Origin of the sequence: Bacteroides sp., assembly GCF_028690125.1 — a bacterium.
Lineage (GTDB): Bacteria > Bacteroidota > Bacteroidia > Bacteroidales > Bacteroidaceae > Bacteroides.
In genome coordinates this window covers 72,181-96,821 of the sequence record NZ_JAQVBV010000008.1, presented here as the reverse complement: position 1 = coordinate 96,821, position 24,641 = coordinate 72,181, and the positions used below count along the sequence as shown (strand labels likewise).

The 24,641-nt window shown below is 37.8% G+C and carries 19 protein-coding genes; 11 read left to right on the top strand and 8 right to left on the bottom strand.

The features are described 5' to 3' along the window. Positions 1–106 precede the first annotated feature (106 nt). From PHO71_RS07440 to PHO71_RS07420, 5 genes are read right to left on the bottom strand one after another with little or no spacing between them, the layout of a single operon-like run. Positions 107–2,977: a PD-(D/E)XK nuclease family protein gene (locus PHO71_RS07440; protein ID WP_300201126.1), complete on the bottom strand. Its 2,871-nt coding sequence runs from the start codon at positions 2,975–2,977 to the stop codon at positions 107–109. 13 nt (positions 2,978–2,990) lie between these two features. Continuing rightward, on the bottom strand, positions 2,991–3,869 hold the full coding sequence (locus PHO71_RS07435) for a TonB family protein (RefSeq protein WP_300201123.1): 879 nt from the start codon (positions 3,867–3,869) through the stop codon (positions 2,991–2,993). Next, entirely contained in the window at positions 3,866–4,849 is a 984-nt protein-coding gene (locus PHO71_RS07430; RefSeq protein WP_300201121.1) for a TonB family protein, read from the bottom strand. The genes PHO71_RS07435 and PHO71_RS07430 overlap by 4 nt, the downstream gene beginning before the upstream one ends. Before the next feature lie 4 nt (positions 4,850–4,853). After that, positions 4,854–5,474, bottom strand: a complete 621-nt coding sequence (locus PHO71_RS07425) for a radical SAM protein (RefSeq protein ID WP_300201327.1) — start codon at positions 5,472–5,474, stop codon at positions 4,854–4,856. A 27-nt stretch (positions 5,475–5,501) separates the two neighbouring features. After that, positions 5,502–8,672 carry an exodeoxyribonuclease V subunit beta gene (locus PHO71_RS07420; protein WP_300201118.1) on the bottom strand — a complete coding sequence of 1,057 codons (3,171 nt, stop codon included), beginning with the start codon at positions 8,670–8,672 and terminating at the stop codon, positions 5,502–5,504. 196 nt (positions 8,673–8,868) lie between these two features. Between PHO71_RS07420 and PHO71_RS07415 the strand changes: the two genes are divergently transcribed. The 5 genes from PHO71_RS07415 (at position 8,869) to PHO71_RS07395 (ending at position 15,467) form a co-directional block, all read left to right on the top strand. After that, a complete protein-coding gene (locus PHO71_RS07415) occupies positions 8,869–10,200 on the top strand; it encodes an MFS transporter (RefSeq protein WP_300201115.1) in 1,332 nt (443 codons plus the stop codon). Positions 10,201–10,219: 19 nt separating this feature from the next. Further along, positions 10,220–11,188, top strand: a complete 969-nt coding sequence (locus PHO71_RS07410; RefSeq protein WP_300201112.1) for a 1,4-beta-mannosyl-N-acetylglucosamine phosphorylase — start codon at positions 10,220–10,222, stop codon at positions 11,186–11,188. Positions 11,189–11,190: 2 nt separating this feature from the next. Continuing rightward, positions 11,191–13,461, top strand: coding sequence for a GH92 family glycosyl hydrolase (locus PHO71_RS07405; protein WP_300201097.1), 2,271 nt, complete (start codon positions 11,191–11,193; stop codon positions 13,459–13,461). A gap of 552 nt (positions 13,462–14,013) precedes the next feature. Continuing rightward, on the top strand, positions 14,014–14,709 hold the full coding sequence (locus tag PHO71_RS07400; protein WP_300201095.1) for a type 1 glutamine amidotransferase domain-containing protein: 696 nt from the start codon (positions 14,014–14,016) through the stop codon (positions 14,707–14,709). A 29-nt stretch (positions 14,710–14,738) separates the two neighbouring features. Next, positions 14,739–15,467, top strand: coding sequence for a nitroreductase family protein (locus tag PHO71_RS07395; protein ID WP_300201093.1), 729 nt, complete (start codon positions 14,739–14,741; stop codon positions 15,465–15,467). A 103-nt stretch (positions 15,468–15,570) separates the two neighbouring features. Here the strand turns inward: PHO71_RS07395 and PHO71_RS07390 are convergent, their stop codons facing one another. Continuing rightward, positions 15,571–16,458, bottom strand: a complete 888-nt coding sequence (locus PHO71_RS07390; RefSeq protein WP_300201092.1) for an SDR family oxidoreductase — start codon at positions 16,456–16,458, stop codon at positions 15,571–15,573. A 136-nt stretch (positions 16,459–16,594) separates the two neighbouring features. On the opposite strand from PHO71_RS07390, the gene PHO71_RS07385 reads away from it, so the two are divergent. Beyond that, on the top strand, positions 16,595–17,386 hold the full coding sequence (locus tag PHO71_RS07385) for a head GIN domain-containing protein (RefSeq protein ID WP_300201090.1): 792 nt from the start codon (positions 16,595–16,597) through the stop codon (positions 17,384–17,386). A 215-nt stretch (positions 17,387–17,601) separates the two neighbouring features. Further along, on the top strand, positions 17,602–20,001 hold the full coding sequence (locus PHO71_RS07380; RefSeq protein WP_300201087.1) for an ABC transporter permease: 2,400 nt from the start codon (positions 17,602–17,604) through the stop codon (positions 19,999–20,001). Between the two features lie 112 nt (positions 20,002–20,113). Here PHO71_RS07380 and PHO71_RS07375 read toward each other — a convergent pair whose 3' ends face one another. Then, positions 20,114–20,644 carry a GNAT family N-acetyltransferase gene (locus PHO71_RS07375; protein WP_300201324.1) on the bottom strand — a complete coding sequence of 177 codons (531 nt, stop codon included), beginning with the start codon at positions 20,642–20,644 and terminating at the stop codon, positions 20,114–20,116. A gap of 141 nt (positions 20,645–20,785) precedes the next feature. Here PHO71_RS07375 and PHO71_RS07370 point away from each other — a divergent pair, with 141 nt between their 5' ends. From PHO71_RS07370 to PHO71_RS07360, 3 genes are read left to right on the top strand one after another with little or no spacing between them, the layout of a single operon-like run. Next, positions 20,786–21,553, top strand: a complete 768-nt coding sequence (locus tag PHO71_RS07370; protein ID WP_300201085.1) for a threonine/serine exporter ThrE family protein — start codon at positions 20,786–20,788, stop codon at positions 21,551–21,553. Then, positions 21,550–22,038 (top strand): threonine/serine exporter family protein, encoded by a 489-nt coding sequence (locus PHO71_RS07365; protein WP_300201083.1) that lies wholly within the window; start codon positions 21,550–21,552, stop codon positions 22,036–22,038. Before PHO71_RS07370 ends, PHO71_RS07365 begins: the two co-directional genes overlap by 4 nt. Before the next feature lie 10 nt (positions 22,039–22,048). Further along, entirely contained in the window at positions 22,049–22,777 is a 729-nt protein-coding gene (locus tag PHO71_RS07360; RefSeq protein ID WP_300201080.1) for a DUF6064 family protein, read from the top strand. An 80-nt stretch (positions 22,778–22,857) separates the two neighbouring features. Here PHO71_RS07360 and PHO71_RS07355 read toward each other — a convergent pair whose 3' ends face one another. Next, positions 22,858–23,667 carry an SDR family oxidoreductase gene (locus PHO71_RS07355; protein ID WP_300201077.1) on the bottom strand — a complete coding sequence of 270 codons (810 nt, stop codon included), beginning with the start codon at positions 23,665–23,667 and terminating at the stop codon, positions 22,858–22,860. 148 nt (positions 23,668–23,815) lie between these two features. Between PHO71_RS07355 and PHO71_RS07350 the strand changes: the two genes are divergently transcribed. Further along, positions 23,816–24,613: a DUF4846 domain-containing protein gene (locus tag PHO71_RS07350; RefSeq protein ID WP_300201074.1), complete on the top strand. Its 798-nt coding sequence runs from the start codon at positions 23,816–23,818 to the stop codon at positions 24,611–24,613. The last annotated feature ends 28 nt before the right edge of the window (positions 24,614–24,641 follow it).

Here is a 24,641-nt window from a genome sequence, read left to right as displayed (position 1 = left end):
ATTCAAAAAAATATTTCTTATTTTTACCTTGAAAATCCGCGTCATCTGTGTTTTCTGCGTCTAAAAAATATTATAGATCTCAATAACTTGTTATGTTTTTACTTTTTTATGTTCCTCTTTTGCATATTGATTTAAAGTCGCAATAGCTGCATTTCTTTGTATCTTCTGTTTGGGTGAAGGGTTCTCTTTCATTGTAAATTTCTTCTAATAATGCTTGCAGACGTGCCTGAAATTCATCTTCGAAAAAAGCGAAGTTATTAACGGGAATTTTCGGTTTCCGGGGTTCTCCCATCTCTATTACAGGAGAGTAACTTTCGGAAGCGGCCCGGTGGATATAGAGCAGGGCAGGGGCTACTTTCAGTGATTGCTGACGGCTCATGATGGATGCGTACAGAAAAGTCTGGAAGATATAGTTGGGACGTGACTCTGACGGTGTAAATAGTTGTTCAATGTTGGCAGGTATTTTAGGACTTCCTCCGGTTTTATAGTCCACAATGCGTAAGGTGTCTTCTTTGGCATCCATGCGGTCTATTGTTCCTCCCAAACGGATAGTTAACGGTCCTTGTGAAGTTTCGATTTTCATTTTCTCCTCTACATTACGTTCCATTGCAACCATTTCAAATGGTGTATATTGAAGGTCGTTTCTCAGTAATTGTTTCAGGTAGGAGACAATTACTTTAGAGTTAATAAGCTGTACGCCATTGTATTCAGGTTTCTCGTTCAGAGACACTTGGAAGAGTTCTTCTTTGAATGAACGATCTACATAGTCCTGTAATTTTATATCATCATGTAGTAGTCGTTCCAGATCTTCTTTTCGTATCATTCGACTATTAGTAATAAGATCTGTATAGGCAAGTTGTGCTGAACGGTGAAAGATGGTTCCGAACAGGGCGGAGTCAATTTCTGCGCTGACTTCTTCGGGGGCTTTTAGTCGCACTACATACCGGTAATAGAATCTCAGGCGGCAATCGAGATAGGTATTTAGTGCTGATGGAGAAAGAATAAGTGAATGAGGGTTAGAACTGTCATAAGTATGATAAAGACGTCTCAATACTTCAGGTGTCTTTTCAATTTGAATATCTGTCGAGCTTTGGGGAGATTGTCCTGCTTCGAGATATTCTCTTGTGATTTCGTGAGGCCCTTCAATAAGATATTGCAGCATGAAACGCGACCATTCTCCACGGTTTAGTCCATCGGATGAAGTGTTGTATAATAAAGTAATATTTTCTGCGCGCTGAATGAGACGGTAGAAATAGTATGCATACACTGCATTTTTATGTTCGATGGTAGTCATGCCAAAGGCTTTCCGGAGATTGTAGGGAATAAAAGAAGATTCACCTCCAGACTTAGGCAATTGTCCTTCGTTGAGCGAAAGCATAACAAGGTTGCGGAAATCCAGATTACGTGTTTCCAATACTCCCATGACTTGCATTCCGATAGCGGGTTCACCATGAAAAGGGATATTGGAGGCTGTCAGAACTTTGGTTATCAAACGCTTTAGAGTATTGGTACGAACTTCTAGTTCACCACTCTCTATCAGACTATAAATGCGGTTGATTTTAGTGTAGCTCTGAAAAAGAGATTCCCGATAGAGTTGATTGAAGATGTCATTGTATTCGCCTTCCTGACGGTAGAGAACGGAGATGTCCTTGATTAGTTCCGTGAGGTAGTTACATAGGTCTTTAATACCGCTACGGGGAGTGAAGAGGTTTGCCAGAAAATTGTCTTTCTTTAATTCTGATGGTAATGGATAGAAGCGGTTTGTTTTTGTCAGTTCCCATTCCAAAGGTTCGGCATATATGGAGAGCTGGCGGGTATAGGGGTGCTTTAGTATGGCAGATACTGCTTCGTACGTGAATCGTCCGGTATCGGAACGGTAACCATTGGTTTGTAGTTCTATGGCAGCATTGATAAAGCTATATACCGGAGTTTGTGCTAGTGGGAATCCCATGGTAATATTTACATTCTTCACTTCTTGCGGTATAGAATGGAGTACAGGTAAAAGCAATGCTTCATTACAGAGTACGACAGCATTTTCTTTTTCCTCACATTCATTGGAGAAGATGGTATGTATCCATTCGGGGAGGAAGCGTGCTTGTGCATTTTCGGTAGAGGCGGAGATATAACGTATCTTTTTAGGTTTCCGCAGGGAATCGAAGTAACTTTCGGGTAGTTCGTTCGGGAAGTTTTTGAGATTCCGTTTGATAAATTCTCCAGCTTCATGTTTTGCTATCTGTTGGGTATAGAAGATATCATAATCCCAATAGAACATTGCTTTATTGGTATTTTTGAGCTTTTGGAAAAGTGCCTGCTCGACTTTGTTAAGTACGTTGAAACCGACAAAAATATATTTGTCATATATTAGTCGGTCGGCATCCAGTTGCTCGATGACGTTACGATAAAGCATACCTTCATAGGCAATACCCAGTTCAGTCAGATTCTCGCGATATCTTAGGTAAATAGTCCCTAATTTATCCCATAAGGAAATGAATTTTTCTTTTAGTTCAGTACGTCTTTCGATGGAGAAGTTCTGAAAAAATTGTTGGATAGCTTCTTCCTGTTCTTTATCAAGGAAATCATAGTCGTCCATCAAATTTTTCAGATCTTGCAGATTACTAAATAATTTATTTGCATCGACCAAATTTTTATCTACATCGTCGAAATCACTGATAAGTAGTTCTCCCCAAAAGTAGAAGTCATCTAATGTCTCTTCGCTTTGTGTTTCTTCCTGGAATACTTTATAAAGTTCACAGACCAGACGAATCGGGTCTCCCGCTTTCTGGACGGACATTTTCTGAAACAGGTCGCTGATACTCATTGTGGCAGGTGACCAAATGGGTTGTTCGGATTCACTTGCCAGATATTCGTTGAAGAATAGATTTGCACGTTTATTAGGAAAGACAAGTACTGTGTGCGAGAGGTCGTTTCCTATTTTAGAGTATAGGTCGTGAGCGACTAGTTGGAGAAATGATTGCATATATGGTTACTATTTATTTATTACTAAAAAGGATTGGAAGCTTATACTTTACTTGAACTGGTTTTCCCAGTTGTTTTCCCGGGACCCAACGTGGCATCATATTCACGACTCTTAATGCTTCTTTATCGAAAAGAGGATGTAGACTGTGTATAACTTCAGCATTTGCAATTTTTCCTTCTTTCGTTACAGTAAATTGAACAATAACACGACCTGATATATGAAGATTGGGATATTTCAAGTTTTTACGTATAAAATCCATACAGACTGCACGGCCACCTGGAAATTCAGGCATATTTATCGCGACTTCTCCCATAAGTACCTCTTCAGTGATCATTTCTATAGAATCAGTAGTCATTCGGATACATATGGAATCTAATTTGTCCACATTGATTTCCTGTGTTTGCATTCCTGTAACTTCTGTAACTAAAATACTTTTGGAAGGTACTTTCAACTGAAAATATCCCTTTTCATTTGTCATGGTTTTGTTTAAAGGGTTTTTCTTTTCATAGATGTTCACACCGTTCATTAGTCTATATTTTTCATCAACAACTATTCCTTTTATGGTGATTAATGAATCTGGGAAATTAGAAAATATCTCAGTATTAGATACTGGCTTTGTTAAGTTTGAGACATAAGGAGTCGAGGAAATAGTGCTTGCATTCATAGTCATTATACTAGCCGATATACCCATTAGAAAAACGGTTTTTCCTGTAATTCTTCTGCGTTCCAACTGTTGCTCTAGAAAGCGGACTTCTGCTTCACATTTAGGACACGTACCCAGGCAGTCACCTTGATACTGACATTCGGAAGTGACGAATTCAATGTCGTTGGCTTCGGCTATTTGCTGACGGATCTCTTTTAATATCTTGCAGGTTTTCTTTCCTCGTTTCATGGTATTTTTCTTTCCTCGTTTTTAATAACAACTTCCCCCATTATTACAGCTTCGGCCTCATGAAGTACAATTGTAATGTAAGGGGATTGGTATTTATTTAGTTTAATTTTTTGATTTTTATAACCTATATAACTGATAAGTAATGAATGTTCTCTGGATATTGTTAATTCAAAATATCCTTTTGCATCCGTACTATTATCATATTGTTTATCTTGATCTCCGTAAACCATTGCACCTGCCATTGGATTACCATTCACATCAACTACTTTTCCTCTTACTTTAATAAACTTATCTTTTGTAGATACCTTTGTTCCGGTTTCTAATATATGAGTCTTTGGTAATTTGGTTGAATCATTCGTTTTATATTTAAATGTAATTGGTATAGTATACAGAACGTTTACCGGGCGATTCATTATTTTCCCGGGATTCCATTTGGGCATACCACTGATTACTTTTAATGCTTCCTGATCGAATAATGGATGTAGTCCCCGTGCAACTTTGACTTCATCTATGCTACCGTCTTTCATTACCTTAAATTGCACAATTACACGTCCTGATATACAGCATTCAGGGTCGGGATAACGGAGATTTGTCTTTATATACTCTAACAGTTTAGCCTGTCCTCCCGGAAATTCGGGCGCTGTTTCGATAACTCCCGGTAATTCGCACTCTTTCTCAGCAACTGTAATACGTTGTTTTTCCTCTATTGTTGTGTCTTTCACCTGTTGTGCATCGGCCTTTACAGGGACCATCGTAAGTATTCCGGCAGATATTCCTAAAACAGCGATTGCTTTACCTGCTATTCGTTTTCGTTCTAATTGCTGCTCCAGATAACGTACCTCTGCTTCACACTTAGGGCAGGTACCCAAGCAGTCACCTTGATACTGGCATTCGGAAGTGATGAACTCAATGTCATTGGCTTCGGCTATTTGCCTACGAATCTCTTTTAAGATCTTACAGGTTTGCTTTCCTCGTTTCATGGCTTTATTCGTTATTAGGTGTTATATATGTAAATCGGTCAAAGTGGGTAATACCCATTTTTTCTAAAAGTTGAATACTGGCATCTATGTCTTCTAATGTATTGTAAGACGGAATAAGCGGAACACGGAGAGTCATTTGTTCCGCTTTCCCATGTTCAATTAAATAACGAAGATTGGAAAAAACACAGGTGTTTTCTTTCTGGGTGTATTGAAGATAAATATCATTATTGGTATCTTTGATATCAATAATGTAGTTATCGATGACAGGTAAAAGAAGCTCCAAATGATGTGAAGGAACATTGAGTGATGTTTCTACTGTGATTCTCCATTGAGGACCACAAAGCTGGCGGAACTGATAGATAAATTCACTTTGTAATAGTGGTTCTCCACCACCGAAGGTAACCCCACCACCACTGGCAAGGAAGTAAAGTTCGTCTTGGCGTAATTCTTTGTAAAGTTCCAGATAATCATATTTTTTCCAAATGCTATCTGGATGCAGAGAAGTAGGATTGAGACAATATTCGCAATGTAATGGACAACCATGAAATGCTACAAGAGTAGTCACTCCTTCACCGTCAATGGTAAGCCGATGGCGGGCAATTCCTATGAGAGGAACTTTTTTTATTGTATATACTTGATCCATATTCTTCCGTTATACTTTTACGATTCGTTCTTCGTCTACATACCATAGATATCCGGTTATATTTTTATATCCCATTCTGGCGAGTAACTGTATATAGCTTTTTACTTGCTGATTATATTTAGGATTCTCTTTTCCAAACTTGAAATCGACGACTACGACTTGTCCTTCTTTCATCATGACACGATCCGGACGACGGGTTTGAAGTACGCCTTTCTCTTTGTATATGATAGCACATTCATTGAACAACCTCCATTTTCCAGAATACCATTCTTGTATTTCTGGAAGAGAGAAGGCTTTGTGTGCTACTTCCCGTATCATTTCTTCCTTTTCTTCGTCCCTAATAACTCCTTCAAATATTAGACGTTCGATGGCCGGCTCAATATCATCAGCAGTCTCGATAGCCGAGAACAGGGTATGAAGCATACGTCCGCGATTAATGAAACGGTCGTTGGATTCATCTTCTTCAATGCCTTGTATGAAATCTGCAGAGCGATTGGACTGACGGAATTCAATATCATGGCGCATAGATTCCATGTGGATAGGTAACTTATTTGGTTTCTGGGTAAGTTTGTTGGTAGACGTTTTTTCCTTTTTATCTTCTGACGGACAAAGTTCTCCTTGTTCATAAAAATTTTCTTCCCATTCGATTCCTTCCTTGAAGGCTACAATTGGCAATGTATTTGCCAATAGTTCGGACATAGTTCCTTTCTGGCTCTTTTTACTCCAAATGATCAGATTCTTTCCTGCACGAGTGAAAGCTACATAGAGCAAGTTAAGATTGTCTACCCACAGCTGAAGCCTTTCATGTAGGTAATCATTCCCATAAATAGATTCTGCCATTTGGGTGGAATAGTTGATTGGAAGAATATCCAAAGCATTAAATGGGGCTTCCTGAGGAGTACACCATACTAATTGATTATTCGTTTCGTTTTCAAGTTTCCAATCACAAAAGGGAAGAAGTACAGTATGAAACTCTAATCCTTTGGATTTATGAATAGAGAAGATACGGATACCTTCCACTTCGCCACTAGGAATCGTTTGGCTGGATAATGTGTCGTTCCAATGACGGAGGAAACTGTCAAGTTCGGAAGAATTACTTTCCAAATAGTTGGTCACAGCATCAAAGAAAGCAAAGATATAAGCATCTTGCTGCTGGATGCGATTCATTTTGAAGATGCTGAATAGTTCTTCTAATAACTCATATAGAGGCATCAACCGTAATTCGCTTAGTTTTTCAATGAAAACAGGAGGAAGATAATCTTCTACAGGGTTTAATAAGAGAGTATTTATATCCAGTCCTTTTTGCAAGACTTCATTTTGGTAAGTTATGGCTAGTTGCGCGCTGGCAATACGATTATTTTCATTGGATAAATATTGTAAAGCATCTATCATCATACAAATAGCAAGAGAAGCATTCAGACGAAAAGCTTCGTCCGACACTATTTTGTAATGCAGCTCTTTATCGAAATAATTAGCAATTCGGGGAATATTTTTATTTTTTCGCACCAGAATAGTAATATCATTTAGGTGTATGCCGGAAGCAAGTAATCGTTTCACTTCTTCACCCAGGCTAATAAGTGTCTGTTCGATATAATCGTATTCTTCATTAGGTTCGAGAAAAGAGACTTTGACATATCCTTTTTCCGTGGTTCGCGGTGATTCTTGTACAACGTCAGCATAGGCTTTTTGCAAGTCTTCACAGTCTTTTTCCAGCTGCTGCTTGTAGATACTGTTCAGGTAATCGGCAGCAGCGGTAAAGATGTGGTTGTTGAACCGAATAATGCTTGTTTCACTCCGCCGATTCGTGGCCAATGTTTTGACGCGCACTTTGAAGTGTTCAATATGATTGTTCAATCCGTTCAAGATGCCCCAATCCCCGTTTCGCCAACGATAAATGGACTGCTTGACATCTCCTACAATCAGGCTGTCGGCTCCTTGTGACAGACCTTCGAGTAGTAAAAGTTTGAAGTTTCCCCATTGCATTCGGCTAGTGTCCTGAAATTCATCAATCATCACGTTGCGGATATTCGTTCCTATCTTTTCGAATACAAAAGAAGAGTCACCGTCTTTTACCAGTTGATGGAGCAAAGCATTGGTATCCGATAATAAAAAGCGATTATTTTCATGGTTCAATTGACGTACTTCTTCGTCTATATTGGCAAGTAATTGTACTTTATTGAGATGTTGTAGAGAAAGGCGGCAACTATTTAATAAAAGATTATTCTTAGGACGTAGTTTTTCTGCATCTTTTAATATCTGCATCAGGCTAGAATTTGCTAATGCAATAATATCTGCATAACGGGGAGATGTCTTAGTTGCCCAGTTCTTTGCATCTTCCAAACATTTCTCAACAGTTGTATTGTGGATATCATTATTTAGAATTCCGTTATTCAGTTTACGAAAATAACTTCCGATTCCCCGTGAACCATTTTTCAGGTCGTCAGCGTTTAGCGCATGGCTATCCAACTCCCCTTCAAATTGGTCATAGAATCCTTTCATCTGCTCCAGAATCTCAGTTTCCAGAGCCTTTAGTTGTTTACGGTATTCTTTTATTGTTTCAGGTCTATGAAGCCGTTGGCGAAGTCCTTCTCCTTTTTCAATATAACCTTCGTCGAATATATTACGCCCAAAGTTTTTTACTTCGTCGGATATATTCCAACGCTTATCGTCGGCAATCCGTTCATTAATATAATCCAGCAACCAAGCCAAAACAGGAGAGGTGGGACCCAGTTTCTCTATCATACTGTTTACTGCGTCACTGAGTACTTCGGCATTGTTTAGTTCAATGTTGAGGTTCGGGCTCAGTTCGAGTTCACGTGCCAGGTTACGCATGACGGACTGGAAGAATGAGTCGATTGTTTCTACGCGGAAACGGCTATAATCATGCAACATATAGCCTAAAGCTATTTCTGCTGCTTTACGTATTTCTTGCTCTGTCTTTCCGGTTTCTTCCTTGATACGATCGAGGTAAGCTTCGGAATCTTTGTCACTCGTCTGGATACCATATAGTTGGCTTAAAATACGTTCTTTCATCTCTGCCGTTGCTTTATTGGTAAAAGTTACGGCAAGGATGTGCCGGTAAGCGCGTGGGCTGAGAATCAATAATTTAATGTATTCCACAGCTAAGGTAAATGTTTTTCCGGAACCTGCGGAGGCTTTATATACTAGGAGCTCACTCATGCTTTAGTTTAAAGAAAGTATTTTGTTATTGAAATTAGCTTATAAGACAAAGATAGGGTCTTTTTTATTTTAATAGAAACAAAAAGGGAAAAATTCTAAAAAAAGTAGGAATTGGTATTAGTAGTTTTACTATCTTAGTTGTATAATATATAAACATGATCTAAAAAAATAATATTTTATCTATATACTATGGTTTATGCGACATAAAAAAAATGATTTCCAATCAAAAAGAATCAATCCGGTTTACTGGGTTCCTACAGCTTATTTTGCAATGGGACTTCCTTTCATTGCTGTTAATCTCGTATCTTTATATATGTATAAAGAAATGGGTATTTCGGATACACAAATTACATTTTGGACTTCTCTATTAATATTGCCTTGGACTTTGAAATTTTTATGGAGTCCTTTTATGGAAATGTATCGGACGAAGAAATTTTTCGTGTTGCTGACTGAATTGTTAAGTGGACTGCTTTTCGGAGTTGTCGCATTCTCTTTATGCTTTGATTATTTTTTTGCAATTAGTATTTCTACTATGGCTGTAATTGCATTTAGTGGAGCTACACATGATGTTGCCTGTGATGGTGTATATATGGCTGAGTTGAGTAAACTTGATCAGACTAAGTATATTGGAGTTCAGGGAGCATTTTACAATGTAGCTAAGTTGGTAGCTAATGGAGGTTTGGTAGCTCTTGCCGGTATGTTGTCGGAGTACTTTGGGGCTGTGGAAGGAGCTTCTTTCGAAATCAATAGGGATGCTTATTCATTCTCTTGGATGATTATTTTCGGCATAATAGGGTTAATACTCGTTCTATTAGGAATTTATCATATAAAAATGTTACCATCTACGCAAGTTCCGGTACATTTGACTGAGAGAAAAAAGGTTTCCGAAGTTGGAAGAGAATTGATTGTGGTCATTCGTAACTTTTTTACTAAGAAGCATATTATTTACTATATTTTCTTTATTATCTTATATCGGTTGGGCGAAGGATTTATCATGAAGGTTGCTCCTCTGTTCCTACGTTCGTCAAGAGAAGTTGGCGGACTGGGACTGACAACAACAGAGATAGGTGCCTTGGTTGGAATATTTGGTTCTGCAGCTTTTGTGCTCGGTTCTTTGTTGGCAGGTTTTTATATATCTAAGTTTGGACTGAAGAAGACTCTTTTCTCACTCTGTTGCATTTTCAATCTTCCTTTCATGGCTTATACTTTTCTGGCTGTTGTACGACCGGATAATCTTTATTTGATAGGTAGCTGTATTACGATGGAATATTTTGGTTATGGTTTTGGTTTTGTTGGGTTGATGTTATTCATGATGCAACAGATTGCTCCCGGCAGATACCAGATGTCCCATTATGCATTTGCTTCGGCAATTATGAACCTGGGAGTCATGCTACCAGGAATGGCGAGTGGTTATCTGAGTGATTTGCTTGGCTACCGTGACTTCTTTATCTATGTCTTGCTTGCTACTATTCCGGCTTTCCTGATCACTTATTTTATTCCTTTCACTTATGATGATTCTAAAAAATAACTAATATAAAAATATAATTATGAGCAAAATTCAAATACCTTGGGAAGATCGTCCGGTAGGATGTACCGATGTTATGTGGCGTTATTCACAAAATCCGGTTATCGGGCGTTACCATATTCCTTCATCAAATAGTATTTTTAATAGTGCTGTTGTTCCTTTTAAGGAGGGATTTGCAGGAGTATTCCGTTGTGATAATAAAGCTGTGCAGATGAATATCTTTGCAGGATTCAGTAAGGATGGCATTCATTGGGATATCAATCATGAACCAATCCGCTTCCAGGCGGGCAATACAGAAATGATTGAGTCGGAGTATAAATATGACCCTCGTGTTACTTGGATTGAGGATCGTTATTGGGTGACTTGGTGTAATGGTTATCATGGTCCGACGATCGGTATTGCATATACATTTGATTTTAAAGAGTTCTTTCAATGCGAAAATGCATTTTTACCTTTTAATCGCAATGGGGTGCTTTTTCCTCAGAAAATAGATGGTAAGTATGCTATGCTGAGTCGTCCTAGTGACAATGGACATACACCATTTGGTGATATATATATCAGCTTTAGCCCGGATATGAAATATTGGGGTGAACATCGTTGTGTGATGAAAGTAACTCCTTTCCCTGAAAGTGCCTGGCAGTGTACTAAGATTGGAGCTGGTTCTGTTCCATTCCTCACAGATGAAGGCTGGTTGCTGTTTTATCACGGTGTGATCACGACTTGCAACGGTTTCCGTTACTCCATGGGTGCTGCTATTCTTGATAAGGATCATCCGGAGAAAGTATTGTATCGGACTCGTGAATATTTGCTTGGTCCTGCTGCTCCTTATGAACTTCAGGGTGATGTGCCTAATGTGGTATTCCCTTGTGCAGCTTTGCAAGATGGTGAACGGGTAGCTGTTTATTATGGTGCGGCGGATACTGTTGTCGGAATAGCTTTCGGGTATATTAAGGATATCATTGAATTTACTAAACGAACGAGTATTATTTAAATATGAAACGCATACTATTAACTTACACACTTGCTCTCTCCCTTCTTCCTATTTATGGAAAAGAGGGGGGAGACCCTTCACCCAGTGATAAAAAGAATTTGTTGATAGATTATGTAGATCCTTTTATTGGAACAACTAATTTCGGGACAACTAATCCGGGGGCCGTCTGCCCGAATGGGATGATGTCTGTCGTACCTTTCAACGTAATAGGCTCTTCTGACAATAAGTATGATAAAGATGCTCGCTGGTGGTCTACTCCTTATGAATATACCAATTGTTTTTTTACTGGATATGCTCATGTCAATCTGAGTGGTGTCGGCTGTCCGGAATTGGGTTCTCTATTGCTGATGCCTACTACCGGAGAACTAAATGTGGATTATAAAGAATATGGAAGTAAGTATAAAGATGAACAAGCTTCTCCCGGATATTATTCTAACTATCTGACAAAGTATAATGTGAAGACGGAAGTTTCGGCTACACCGCGTTCCGGGATTACACGTTTTACTTTTCCGAAAGGTAAAAGCCATATATTATTGAATTTAGGGGAAGGATTGACGAATGAGACAGGTGCTATGCTTCACCGTGTGAATGAATGTGAGGTGCAAGGAATGAAATTGTTAGGTACTTTTTGCTATAATCCTCAGGCGGTATTTCCTATTTATTTTGTGATGCGTGTGAATAAAGTGCCTACTACAACGGGATATTGGAAGAAGCAACGCCCGATGACAGGTGTTGAGGCCCAATGGGACTCGGATAATGGGAAATATAAACTATATACCCGTTATGGAAAAGATATAGCAGGGGATGATATTGGTACTTACTTTTCGTTTGATACCGAAGAAGGCGAACAAGTAGAGGTGCAGATGGGTGTTTCTTTTGTAAGTATCGAAAATGCCCGATTGAATCTGGATAAAGAACAGGCTGGAAAGAATTTCGAGGTAGTTCATGCAGAAGCCCGTGCCAAATGGAATGATGATTTATCCCGAATAACTGTGGAAGGAGGAACGGATGATCAGAAGACTGTTTTCTATACGGCACTTTATCATTTGTTGATTCATCCGAATATTTTGCAGGATGTGAATGGAGAATATCCGGCAATGGAGAGTGATAAGATTCTGACAACAAAAGGTGATCGCTATACTGTATTTTCTCTTTGGGATACGTACCGGAATGTGCATCAATTGCTGACTCTGGTTTATCCGGAGCGTCAAATAGAGATGGTGCGTACGATGCTTGATATGTATCGGGAACATGGTTGGCTGCCTAAATGGGAACTATATGGAAGAGAAACACTCACTATGGAAGGTGATCCGAGTATTCCGGTTATCGTGGATACATGGATGAAGGGGCTGCGTGACTTTGATGTGGATCTGGCTTATGAAGCTATGTATAAATCGGCGACAATGCCCGGAACAGAGAATCTGATGCGACCTGATAATGATGACTATATGGAGAAAGGATACGTTCCGCTTCGTGAGCAATATGATAATTCAGTGTCTCATGCATTGGAATATTATATTGCAGACTTTGCACTTTCCCGTATGGCTGCGGCACTTGGGAAAAAGAAGGATGCGGAAATGTTTTATAAGCGTTCTTTAGGATATAAGCACTACTATAGTAAAGAGTTTGGTACGCTTCGCCCAATTCTTCCGGATGGAACGTTTTATACTCCTTTTAATCCAAAACAAGGTGAGAATTTTGAACCAAGTCCGGGTTTCCATGAAGGTAATTCCTGGAATTATACGTTCTATATTCCACATGATGTTTATGGTCTTGCTAAGTTGATGGGAGGAAAGAAACCGTTTATTAATAAGTTGCAAATGATATTTGATGAGGGTCTTTATGATCCTGCTAATGAACCGGATATTGCTTATGCTCATTTATTTTCTTACTTCAAAGGAGAGGAATGGCGTACGCAAAAAGAAACGCAACGCCTTTTGGATAAGTATTTTACAACGAGACCAGACGGCATTCCCGGGAATGACGATACAGGTACAATGTCAGCTTGGGCTATCTTCAATATGATCGGCTTTTATCCTGATTGTCCCGGATTACCGGAATATACATTGACTACTCCTGTATTTAATAAGGTGACGATTCGGTTAGATCCTAAATGGTATAAAGAGAAAGAACTGGTAATTGAAAGTAATCGTAGCGAAGCAGGAGCTTTTTATATTGATAAAGTATTATTAAATGGTAAGAAAATTAATAAGTATCGTATAACTCACGATGAACTTGTCCATGGTCAAAAGATACTTTTTGAATTAAAATAGTTTAATGATGCATATTATCTAACCTAAGTTCTACCTAATTTTATTAAATATAGTTTATTAAAATTAGGTAGATAGCGATAATATTCGTGAATTTATAGTGTCGAATTATAACATTTACAACCTATTACGCTATGCTACCTAGTTTCAAAATTACAAAAATATTCTTTGCTATTGATGAGTTTTCCGGAGTATTTGATTCTAAGTTTAAAGAAAAGTTTCTTTCAGATGGTAAACCTCACTGCAATAAAGCTTGCAAAATGTCTGAAAGTAAAGTTGATACCATTCTAGTGTTGGTGGTTATCGCTTTTTGAAATATTTTTATCTTCATTATGTTTGTAAGCACATGAAGGATGATTTTCCTAAGACCTTATCATACAATCGCTTTGTAGAATTACAATCTAAAATTTCATTGGTGCTAGTTTGTTTTCTAAAGATTTGCAGATTGGGGAAATGCACTAGAATTTCCAAAAATGTTCTAAACAGATAAAAAATATGAAATATTCTATCAAAGTAGTGGGTATTATTGTTGTATTACTGTAAAAAGTATATAGTATGGATAACTTGAAGATGTTGGCAATAGTAACTGGAACTAGTATGTATGCTAGCGGAAATATAAAAACAGGGTTATGGCTTAGTGAGCTTACCCACATATATCATAGCGCAAAAGAACAGGGATATGAATTTATCATAGCTAGCCCTAAAGGTGGTAATACGCCCATAGATCCTGAGAGTTTAAAACCAATGGTTTTAGATAAACTTTCTAAATATTATTGGAATGATTCTGAATTTAGAGAAATGTTGCAACGTACAAAAAGTTTAGATGAAGTTTCCGGATTGATGTTTGACTGTGTTTATTTAGCGGGCGGGCATGGTACAATGTATGATTTTCCTGATAATATGGTTCTACAAAAGATCATAAAAGACCATTATGAAAACAATAAAATAGTAGCTGCAATCTGTCATGGAGTAGGAGGGTTATTGAATGTCAAACTATCTAATGGAGATTTTTTGATCAAAGATAAAAAGCTTACTGGATTTACATGGTGTGAAGAAAGTATAGTTGGACGAAAAAAGGAAGTACCTTTTGATCTTGAGGCAGCACTAAAAGAAAGAGGAGCTGATTATCAAAAGGCATTGATTCCGATGACTTCGAAAGTCTTTGCTGACAGTCGTTTAATAACAGGAGAGAATCCGTTTAGCTCAAAAGAGATGGCGAAAGTGGTGGTACAACAATTAAGTGAAAAATAGAAAATGTTATATATAAATATGAATAGAATATGAATTTAGAGGAAGTTTTAAACTATCGTCGTTCTGTACGAGTATTTGATAAGGACAAACCAATAGATGCGGGAAAGGTAAAACATTGTTTGGAATTGGCAACATTGGCTCCCAATAGTTCAAATATGCAGTTGTGGGAGTTTTATCACATTACACAACCTGAATTGTTGGCAAAAATATCAAATGCATGTCTTGACCAACCCGCTACTTCGACGGCTTCAGAGTTGGTAGTTTTTGCTACTCGTCAGGATTTGTATAAAAAACGGGCTAATTTTGTTCTTGATTTTGAAAGAGGAAATGTATTACGCAATAGTCCGAAAGAACGTCAGGAAAAGCGTATTAAGGACAGGGAACTGTATTATGGGAAACTGATGCCATTTGTCTATGCCCGATTTTTTGGAATATTAGGATTCTTGAGAGTTATATTGGCTAATATTATAAGCATCTTTCGTCCTATGATGCTTCAAGTTTCTGAGGGTGATTTGCGCGTTACTGTTCATAAATCTTGTGCGTTAGCTGCTCAAACATTTATGATTGCTATGGCTAATGAAGGATATGATACTTGCCCATTAGAAGGTTTTGATAGTAGACGAATTAAAAGATTATTAAAATTGCCTCATGGTGCTGAGATAAATATGGTAATAGCTTGTGGAATACGAAATGGAAATAAAGGAATATGGGGAGAGCGGGGCAGAGTGCCGTTTGATGCAGTTTATCATAGAATCTAAAGGTTGTATTTTTGAGCATTGGAGATGTATTTCTGACTCATTTACTGATATGCTTTGGGTATATCAGTGAATGAGTCATAGTTTATATATATAGGTATGATAATCACTCTACATAAATCATCTTTTTGGTCATACCTCCATCCACTGTGATATTTTCGCCATTAATAAAATCGTTCTCTTCCTGACAAAGAAACAGGCACATACGAGCAATATCTTCCGGTTTACCAACTCGCCTGGTAGGATGTTGCAGATGGTCATCTTGTCGGAGCTGATCATAATCGTGTGTTTGTATCCATCCCGGTGCAATCGAATTGACTGTGATATGCCATTCGGAAAGAGAAATTGCTAATGCGTGAGTTAGTGAATAGATACCACCTTTGGACGCTGCGTATGCTTCGCTACCAGGTTCACTCATTAAATAACGTGTTGAGCAGATATTAATTACCCTTCCGTAAAGGTTAGGGATGGTCTGTGCTTTACGATGAATGGCTAACAGATGTGGAAGGATGAATACAGGGCGTAAGTTAATGGACAGAATTTTGTCGAAATCTTCCACACTCGTTTCTGTAATAGGTGAGAAGGAACTAATGCCTGCATTATTGATTATTATATCTATATCTTTCCATTCTTTTAATATGTGTAAAAAACATTTTTCCAACGCTTCTTTATCACTTACATCTACCCGATAGAAAATAGCTCCGGTTTCTCTGGCTATTTTTTTTCCTGCCACCTCATTATTATCGCAGAATGCAACTAGATGACGTGATTGACAGAACATTGATACGATGGCTTTACCAATCCCTGCTGCTCCTCCTGTTACAAATACTCTTTTTCTTTGTATATCAGTTTTTGAGGTTGTTTCAGACGATTGTTCTATTTTGATTTGGGGAGAAGTTTCGACTTTCTTCTTACCATATTTCTGTGTTTGTTTCCATGCAGCTTTTCTAGCTTCGTACTGTTCTTGTTGTTTTTCTATATAATTATCAGCCATAATTTTTATTTTTTCGTTCTTAAAACAAAAGTAGTATATTTATATGTGTTTTGCAATGGAATAATAGCATGTTATTTTATTGAGAGTTGAAATATATAACGTATATTTGTTATTAATCTATTTAATAAAAGAAAAGATGAAGAAACTGAAGATTACGTTCATGTGGATAGCAGTTATGTTGCTGTCTGTAACAGGAGTAAAAGCACAGACCGTTACTCCTAGTAAAAATTACATTACGCGGGAGGTGAAAAATGTGAGTAACTTTAATTCTATTAAAGTACTTGGCAGTCCGGATGTTGAATACCGTCAGAGTATTGGTTCTCAAACGACTGTTTCAATTTATGGATCGGATAATCTGGTCGATTTGCTGGAGGTATCTACTGTGGATGGAGTGCTACAAGTGAATATGAAGAATAATGTCAATATTCAAGGAGGAGAATGGCGTTTGAAGGTGATTGCTTCTTCCCCTTCATTGATAAATGTCGATATTCAAGGGTCAGGGGATGTGGATTTGAAAGGGCTTATTCAAGGGACTGATATAAAGTTGAATATAGTGGGATCCGGAGATATCGATACAGAGAATCTGAAGTATGCAAATGTTTCGGCTGTAGTGAAAGGAAGTGGAGATATCGTATTGAATAACCTGAAAGTTTCTAATTTGAATGCTGAGGTCTTTGGCTCTGGTGATATAGAAATGAAAGGTATGGCACAACGGGCGGTTCTGGCTGTTAATGGATCTGGCGATATTGATGCGGAGAAATTGGTTGGTGTTAATGTTGTTGCAACTGTATCAGGTTCAGGAGATATAGTATGCAATGTTTCCAAACAACTTGACGCAACAGTTAATGGTAGCGGTGATATTGAATACGGAGGTAATCCGTCTGTTATAAATAAAAAAGGAAAGAGAGATCAGATTTCAAAAAGATAGATAGTAATACCTCTTATTACTCAAGTTTCGCAGGTTCTCTGCATAGTTTCCCTTAAGATTTTTATGACGTAGTTTATTGAATATCTGTGCAAATACGCACTCATTTTGTGCGTATTTGCACAGATATAAATTTGAGCATTCATATTTAATATATTGGTATTTAGTCGTTTAATAACTTGGCATAGGATTTGAAGTACTTACGATAAAAATAAAAGATGAAAACATTGAAATATGCTTGGCGTTTCCTTATGCGTACTAAATCGTACACTGTTATCAATATTGTTGGTTTGGCATTGAGTTTGGCGTGTACCATTATATTGGTACGCTATATACATCAGGAAAAAATAGTCAATAGTCATTGTGTGGATGCGGCTAATGTGTTTATTCCGCTTCGGGATATTGATGGAAATGTGTATGCGGGTAATGCATCGATTAATAGTGGGGCGGATACGGTTTACTATTCTCCGGAATCTGTTAAAGAACAGGCTCGTTTTGTTACTTTGAATAATGATAATGTTACTATAAATGATAGACCTTATATCGTACAATTGTTGGCTACCGATACTACCTTCTTTCATTTTTTTACTTATCCTCTTAGTGGTACAATGATGCAAACACCTAATGACGTGCTTGTTACCCGAAAATTTGCAGAACGTGCTTTTGGAAAAGATAATCCGATTGGGAAGAAGATAAACTATGCCGGTGGCCATGTGCTTACGGTTTGTGGTATCTTGGATGAATCGGCTTGTAAATCTTCGCTGACATTTGACCTTGTCCTGAACTTTGAACTTAAGAAAAATGATGCTGGGTGGGGACGGATGTGTATTGATCTTTTACGTTTCATGCCGGGAGTGGATGTAAGTGCAATCAATACTTTTAGTACTATTTATCGTCAGACAGATAAATATCGTATCCGCTATGATTTTATTCCCGTCAGCGAGCTTTATTGGAATAAGGTATTGGCTGCGAAAGGGGAAAATCCGGAAATGTGGCATTATGGTAGTCGTTCTCATTTGTGGATACTTTCCGGCGTATGTCTATTGCTTATGTTGGCAGGTATTCTCAATTTCATCAACATTTATCTGGTCTTTATGCTGAAACGTTCGAAAGAATACGGCATCAGGAAAGTATTTGGCATACGGGGACGTACACTTTTTTTTCAATTATGGACAGAAAATGTTTTAATGGTGGTCGCCGCTCTGTTTCTTGCATGGTTCTTTATCGAGATGTTTTCAGGATATGCTAATCGTTTGCTCGAAAGTAATGTATCTTATACAGACTTTGATTGGCAACTTTCACTGGCTATTTTTTTATTGCTTCCATTGCTGACAACGGCTTATCCGTATTTTAAATATAATTATCTACCTCCCATTGTTTCTATACGCACGATTGGAACATCACGGCAGTCTGTTGCAACTCGTACTTTTTTCTTGTTTGTACAATATAGCATTACTCTTTTACTTATCATCTTGTCGTTGTATTTCAGTAGTCATCTTCGTTTCTTGCTGAATACATCTCCGGGATTCAGAACTGAAGGAATCCTATATGTCAATATGATGTCGAAAATTCTCTATTTTGACAATAGTACTTACCAAGAAAGAGAAGATAGCAAAAATAAGTGTGATGCGATGGTGCAGAAACTGAATGAATGTCCATACATTGAACGTTGGTTTGCAGGAGATGTAAACAGAGATGGGATTTTTTCTACAGGTGGTATCTCTACTTTAATTAATGATAAAGGAACATCGTTGAATATAACAATGATGTGGGTACCATCCGACTTCTTTAGAGTATATGGACTGACCGTCATTGATGGTACATTGCCGAATAACGATCAAGAAGTGGATTATCAGGTGGCCATGAATGAAACCGCATTGAAGGCTTTTGGTTATAGTCGCCGGGAAGATGCTTTTGTAAGAGGAGAAACGGCACTTTGGTGGTATGCTTCTGAAAATGGTGGGACAGCCGAAGGCGGATTGTCGTTGATGCCAGTACAAGCTATTGTAAAAGATTACTATTCGGGACATCTGACTGCGGGTAAAAAGCCGATTGTATATATGATATCCAACGAAGGAGTCAATCCTTTCTGCCAAATAGCCAGCAAACCCGGAAAAGAGAAAGAATTGATTAACTATCTGAAGAAAAGCCGCGAAGATATTTATCGGACTCAGGAACTTGATTACCGTTGGTTGAAAGATGATATAGCAAGGCTTTACAAAGAAGACCGCCGTATAGCCATTGTCTTTTCACTTTTTGCTACTATTTCCATTTTTGTTTCAGTTTTGGGGCTTTTTGGACTTTCTTTGTTTGACATCCGCCAACGTTACCGGGAAATAGCTATTCGGAAAGTGAATGGTGCAAGGCTTAGTAATCTGTATCTGATTTTACTGCGAAAATATATATGGATTATGGCAGGAGCAATAATCCTCACTGTGCCTTTATCTTATTTTCTGATTCATACCTATACAAGTGACTTTGTTGTAAAGGCACCCATAAGTATATTCATTTATGTGATCGCTTTATTGATTGTGATAGCTATTTCTCTGGGCACGTTGCTATGGCAAGTGAATAAAGCGGCACGAATCAATCCGGCGGAGATTATAAAAACAGAATAAAGTGTTTTCTTTGGGGCTGCTTAAAAAGGTCGAAAAATTGATTTCATCCCTGCTAAAGTAGTCTGTAGATAAGATTATTATAGAAAAATCCTTCTTTTTGTTCAGCCCCAAACTATAAATGAATATAGTATAATATATGTAGATATAAAGGATGTTCCGGTGGCACAAGCGGATGACCGAACTCTTTCAGGCGTTGCATTCCGATTTTCTGCATTACACGTTCCGAACGGTAATTGGGAAAGGAGGTAAATGAATAAAGTTCCTTTATGTTTAAGTGTGTACGTGCATATTCTAAGCAAGCTGCCGCTGCTTCGGGCGCATATCCATGTCCCCAATATTCATGCGCTAGTCGCCAACCGATTTCTATTCCCGGAGCAAAATCCGTGTCAAATCTAAATTGATGTAATCCGGTATAACCCATAAAAGCATGGTCTTTCTTACGTTCTAGCGCATATAGCCCGAAACCGCTATTTTGAAATTCATCTTGAATACGCCGGTAAAAAGCGAGAGTTTCTTCTTCTGTCAATGATTGGAGGAAAAACTCCATTACTTGAGGATCGGCGTTCATTTGAGCAAAAGCGGAAATATCGTCTTCTTTCCAATCGCGAAGAATTAATCGGGGTGTTTCTATATAAGTCTGCATCATCTTGTTAGATACGTTTTCTATTATTTGTGTGATTTATCTAACGCATAAATTGAATATTCATAAGTTTTTTATTTTTATGCAGTGGCAAAGGTATCTGTTTTTTTTGTACTTTTGTGCCCGATTTAAAAATATCACTATATGAAGACAAGCGAATCTTTATTATCCATAGGTAAATTTATTGCAGAATATTCAGCTCATTTAATGGGAGCCGGAGTGCATACTTCCCGGGTTGTACGCAACTCTAAACGTATTGGAGAGGCTTTCGATGTAAATGTAAAGTTGAGTGTTTTTCACAAAAATATTATCCTTACCATCATTGATAAAGAAACACAGGAGGCGTGTAACGAGGTTATTGATATTTCTGCACATCCAATTAGTTTTGAACATAACTCCGAATTGAGCGCATTGAGTTGGGAAGCGGTTGATAAGCGTTTATCTCTGGAGGAACTAAGCGAAAAATATAATAAGATTATTAATGCTCCCAAGATTCATCCATTATTTGTTCTGATTCTGGTAGGTTTTGCCAATGCTTCATTCTGTAAATTGTTTGGTGGTGACTTGTGTTCCATGAGTATTGTTTTTTCTGCTACTATCACGGGGTTTTTCTTGAAACAGCAGATGCAAAAGAAAAAAATCAATCATTATATTACGTTTATAGTTTCGGCATTTGTAGCTTCACTTTGTGCATCAACAGCGTTGATTTTCGACACGACTTCGGAGATCGCTATGGCAACCAGCGTGTTGTATCTTGTTCCGGGAGTTCCTTTAATTAATGGAGTGATTGACGTGGTAGAAGGGTATGTATTAACCGGTTTTGCTCGTCTGACAGAAGCTTCACTTTTGATAGTAAGTATTGCCATTGGGCTTTCGTTTACATTGTTAATGGTAAAAAATAGTTTGATATGATAGCATTTGATATTTTAACCGATGGATTTTTCGCAGCGGTGGCGGGTATTGGTTTTGGAGCCATTTCCGATCCTCCTTTGCGTGCCTTTAAAATGATTGCGATATTGGCAGCTTTAGGACATGCGTGCCGTTTTTGTCTGATGACGTATTTAGGGGTAGATATTGCTACGGCTTCATTGTTTGGAGGTTTGGTGATTGGTTTTGGTAGTTTGTGGTTGGGTAAGAAGGTATATTGTCCGATGACTGTGCTATATATTCCTGCATTGCTTCCGATGATTCCCGGCAAATTTGCGTACAATATGGTGTTTTCACTGATTATGTGTTTGCAGACGGTAAACGAGCCGGATAAATTTGGTGGTTATATGGAAACACTGTTTTCCAATTCTTTGATAGCCAGTACTGTTATTTTTATGTTGGCAGTAGGAGCAACTTTCCCGATGTTTGTATTTCCCGGTAGGGCTTTTTCATTAACAAGACATCAATAAAACTACATATATGGAGATTTTTTGGAGAACAATCGGATATTATAATTCTGTTACTTGGATATATCAGATAGCAATCATCTTGATCGGGATTGTACTGACAGTATTGCTTGTTAGTAAACCATGCCCATGGAAGAAGTTAGCTATGAAGTTCTATATGATAGGGCTTTATACCTGGATTTCGGTAGTTTACTATTATATTTGTTGTGAGGAACGTAGTTATAACGGAGTGATGGCCATGTTCTGGGGAGTAATGGCTGTTATATGGGTTTGGGATATAATTACAGGATATACAACTTTTGAACGTACTCATAAGTATGATATACTTTCTTATGTATTGTTAGCAATGCCATTTGTTTATCCTCTTGTTTCACTGGCTCGCGGATTGACTTTCCCGGAAATGACTTCTCCAGTAATGCCTTGCTCTGTAGTAGTATTCACTATTGGATTATTATTGCTATTTGCACGTAAAGTAAATATGTTCTTGGTACTTTTTCTTTGCCATTGGTCATTAATTGGATTATCCAAAACCTATTTCTTTCAAATTCCTGAAGATTTTTTGTTGGCAAGTGCGACGATTCCGGGATTGTATTTATTCTTCCGCGAATACTTTCTTAGCAATTTACATGCAGATACTAAGCCGAAAGCTAAATATATTAATTGGCTATTGATTTCGGTCTGTGTGGGATTGGCTGTCTTATTGACTTCTACTATGTTTCTAGAGTTGATTCCTAAAGTATAACCATAAATTAAGTATATACAGATAATCCTCTCATTTTCTCGATAAGAGAAAATGAGAGGATTATCTGTATATATGGGGAACTATTGAATAGAATAAAATATGCGTAGTGCGAATAGCATTACTTTATCTGGTAGCCAGCATTTGCTTTTGGCAAACAAGACTTGCACCCATGGTCCTACTTTAGTTCGAAAAGCCGGATTCTTACGAGACACGATTTTACAGATAGTAGTGCCCAGTTTGCGAGGATGACAACCATTCTGTTCCTCTTTTTCGATAATCTTTAGAGATTTGGCAAAACTTTGCCCATAATCCATATCCTTCATAGTTACTTCTGATATGTTTCGGTTTGCTGTAAAACCTGTATTGAAATCTCCTGGTTCTACTATACATACCTTTATGCCAAAAGGGTGAACTTCTACAGCTAATGATTCACTATAGCCTTCTACGGCAAACTTGGAGGCGGAATAAAACCCTTGATATGGGATGCCCATTACGCCACCAATAGAACTTATGTTGATAATTTTTCCGTTACGGGCTTTGCGCATGAATGGTAGTACTGCTTTGCACATATTTACCACACCCCCAAAATTAGTGTTCATCTGCATAGATACTTCCTGTTCCGTGGCTAATTCTAATGCACCTCCAATACCTATTCCGGCATTATTGATTAATACATCAATTCGTCCTTGTTCCCATATTATCTTATCGATGGCGTATTGTATAGACTGGATATTAGTGACATCGACTGCTAACATTTTTATATTTCCGATGTTCTCTGAGGGTTTTCTGCTCGTTCCATAAACAATGTGACCTTGTTCTGATAACATCTGTGCCGTGAACTTTCCAAATCCGGATGATGCTCCGGTAATCAGTATAATTTGTGGATGCATATTCTTGTTATTTCCTGCAAATATAAGGAGAATATCGGAAAATTCATTTTATACAAATAAGTATTCTGATGAGTAAAAATGTAGAATTCATTGCATAATACTTGATTATTAAGAAAATAAATTCTATCTTCGAATAAAGTAAAACAATATGAAAAGAATATATTTATGTTGCATAATCTATCTGATCTTTTTGAATGTATCAGCGCAAACGATAGAAAAAAGAATTACTTCCCCTGCCGGATATATGCGTGCAAACTATACGGAGAATTCTTTTGCAACCTACTTGCGCCAATTACCTTTATTTCCTGAAGGAAGTAAAGTAAAACTATATAATGGACAAGAAAAACGTAATCAATCGGCAGCTTATGCTATAATTGATATGGAGATAGGCAATCGGGATTTGCAACAATGTGCGGATGCAGTGATACGCTTGAGAGCGGAATATTTGTGGGCACAAAAGAAATACGATGAAATCAAGTTTAACTTTACTAATGGTTTTCCAGCTGAATATAAGAAGTGGGCGGAAGGAAACCGGATAAAAGTAAGCGGTAATAATGTACAATGGTATGTTGCCGGAGGAAAAGATTATTCATATAAAACCTTTCGTAAATATCTGGATATAGTATTTATGTATGCTGGTACAGCATCTCTCTCGAAAGAACTGCAAACTGTTTCCTATAAATCTTTACAGCCCGGTGATGTCTTTATTAAAGGAGGTTCTCCGGGGCATGCTGTCATTGTGGTAGATGTGGCTACCCATCCAAAGACAAAGAAAAAAGTTTTTTTATTGGCTCAAAGTTATATGCCTGCTCAGCAAATTCATATTTTAGTCAATCCCATTAGCCGTAATTTTGCTCCGTGGTATGAGTTGGTAGAAACGGACGAAGGTAAGCTTTACACTCAGGAATGGACTTTTGATAAGAGAGATTTGAAACGATTTAAATAGAATAAAAGAGATATTGCTAATGTGTCAG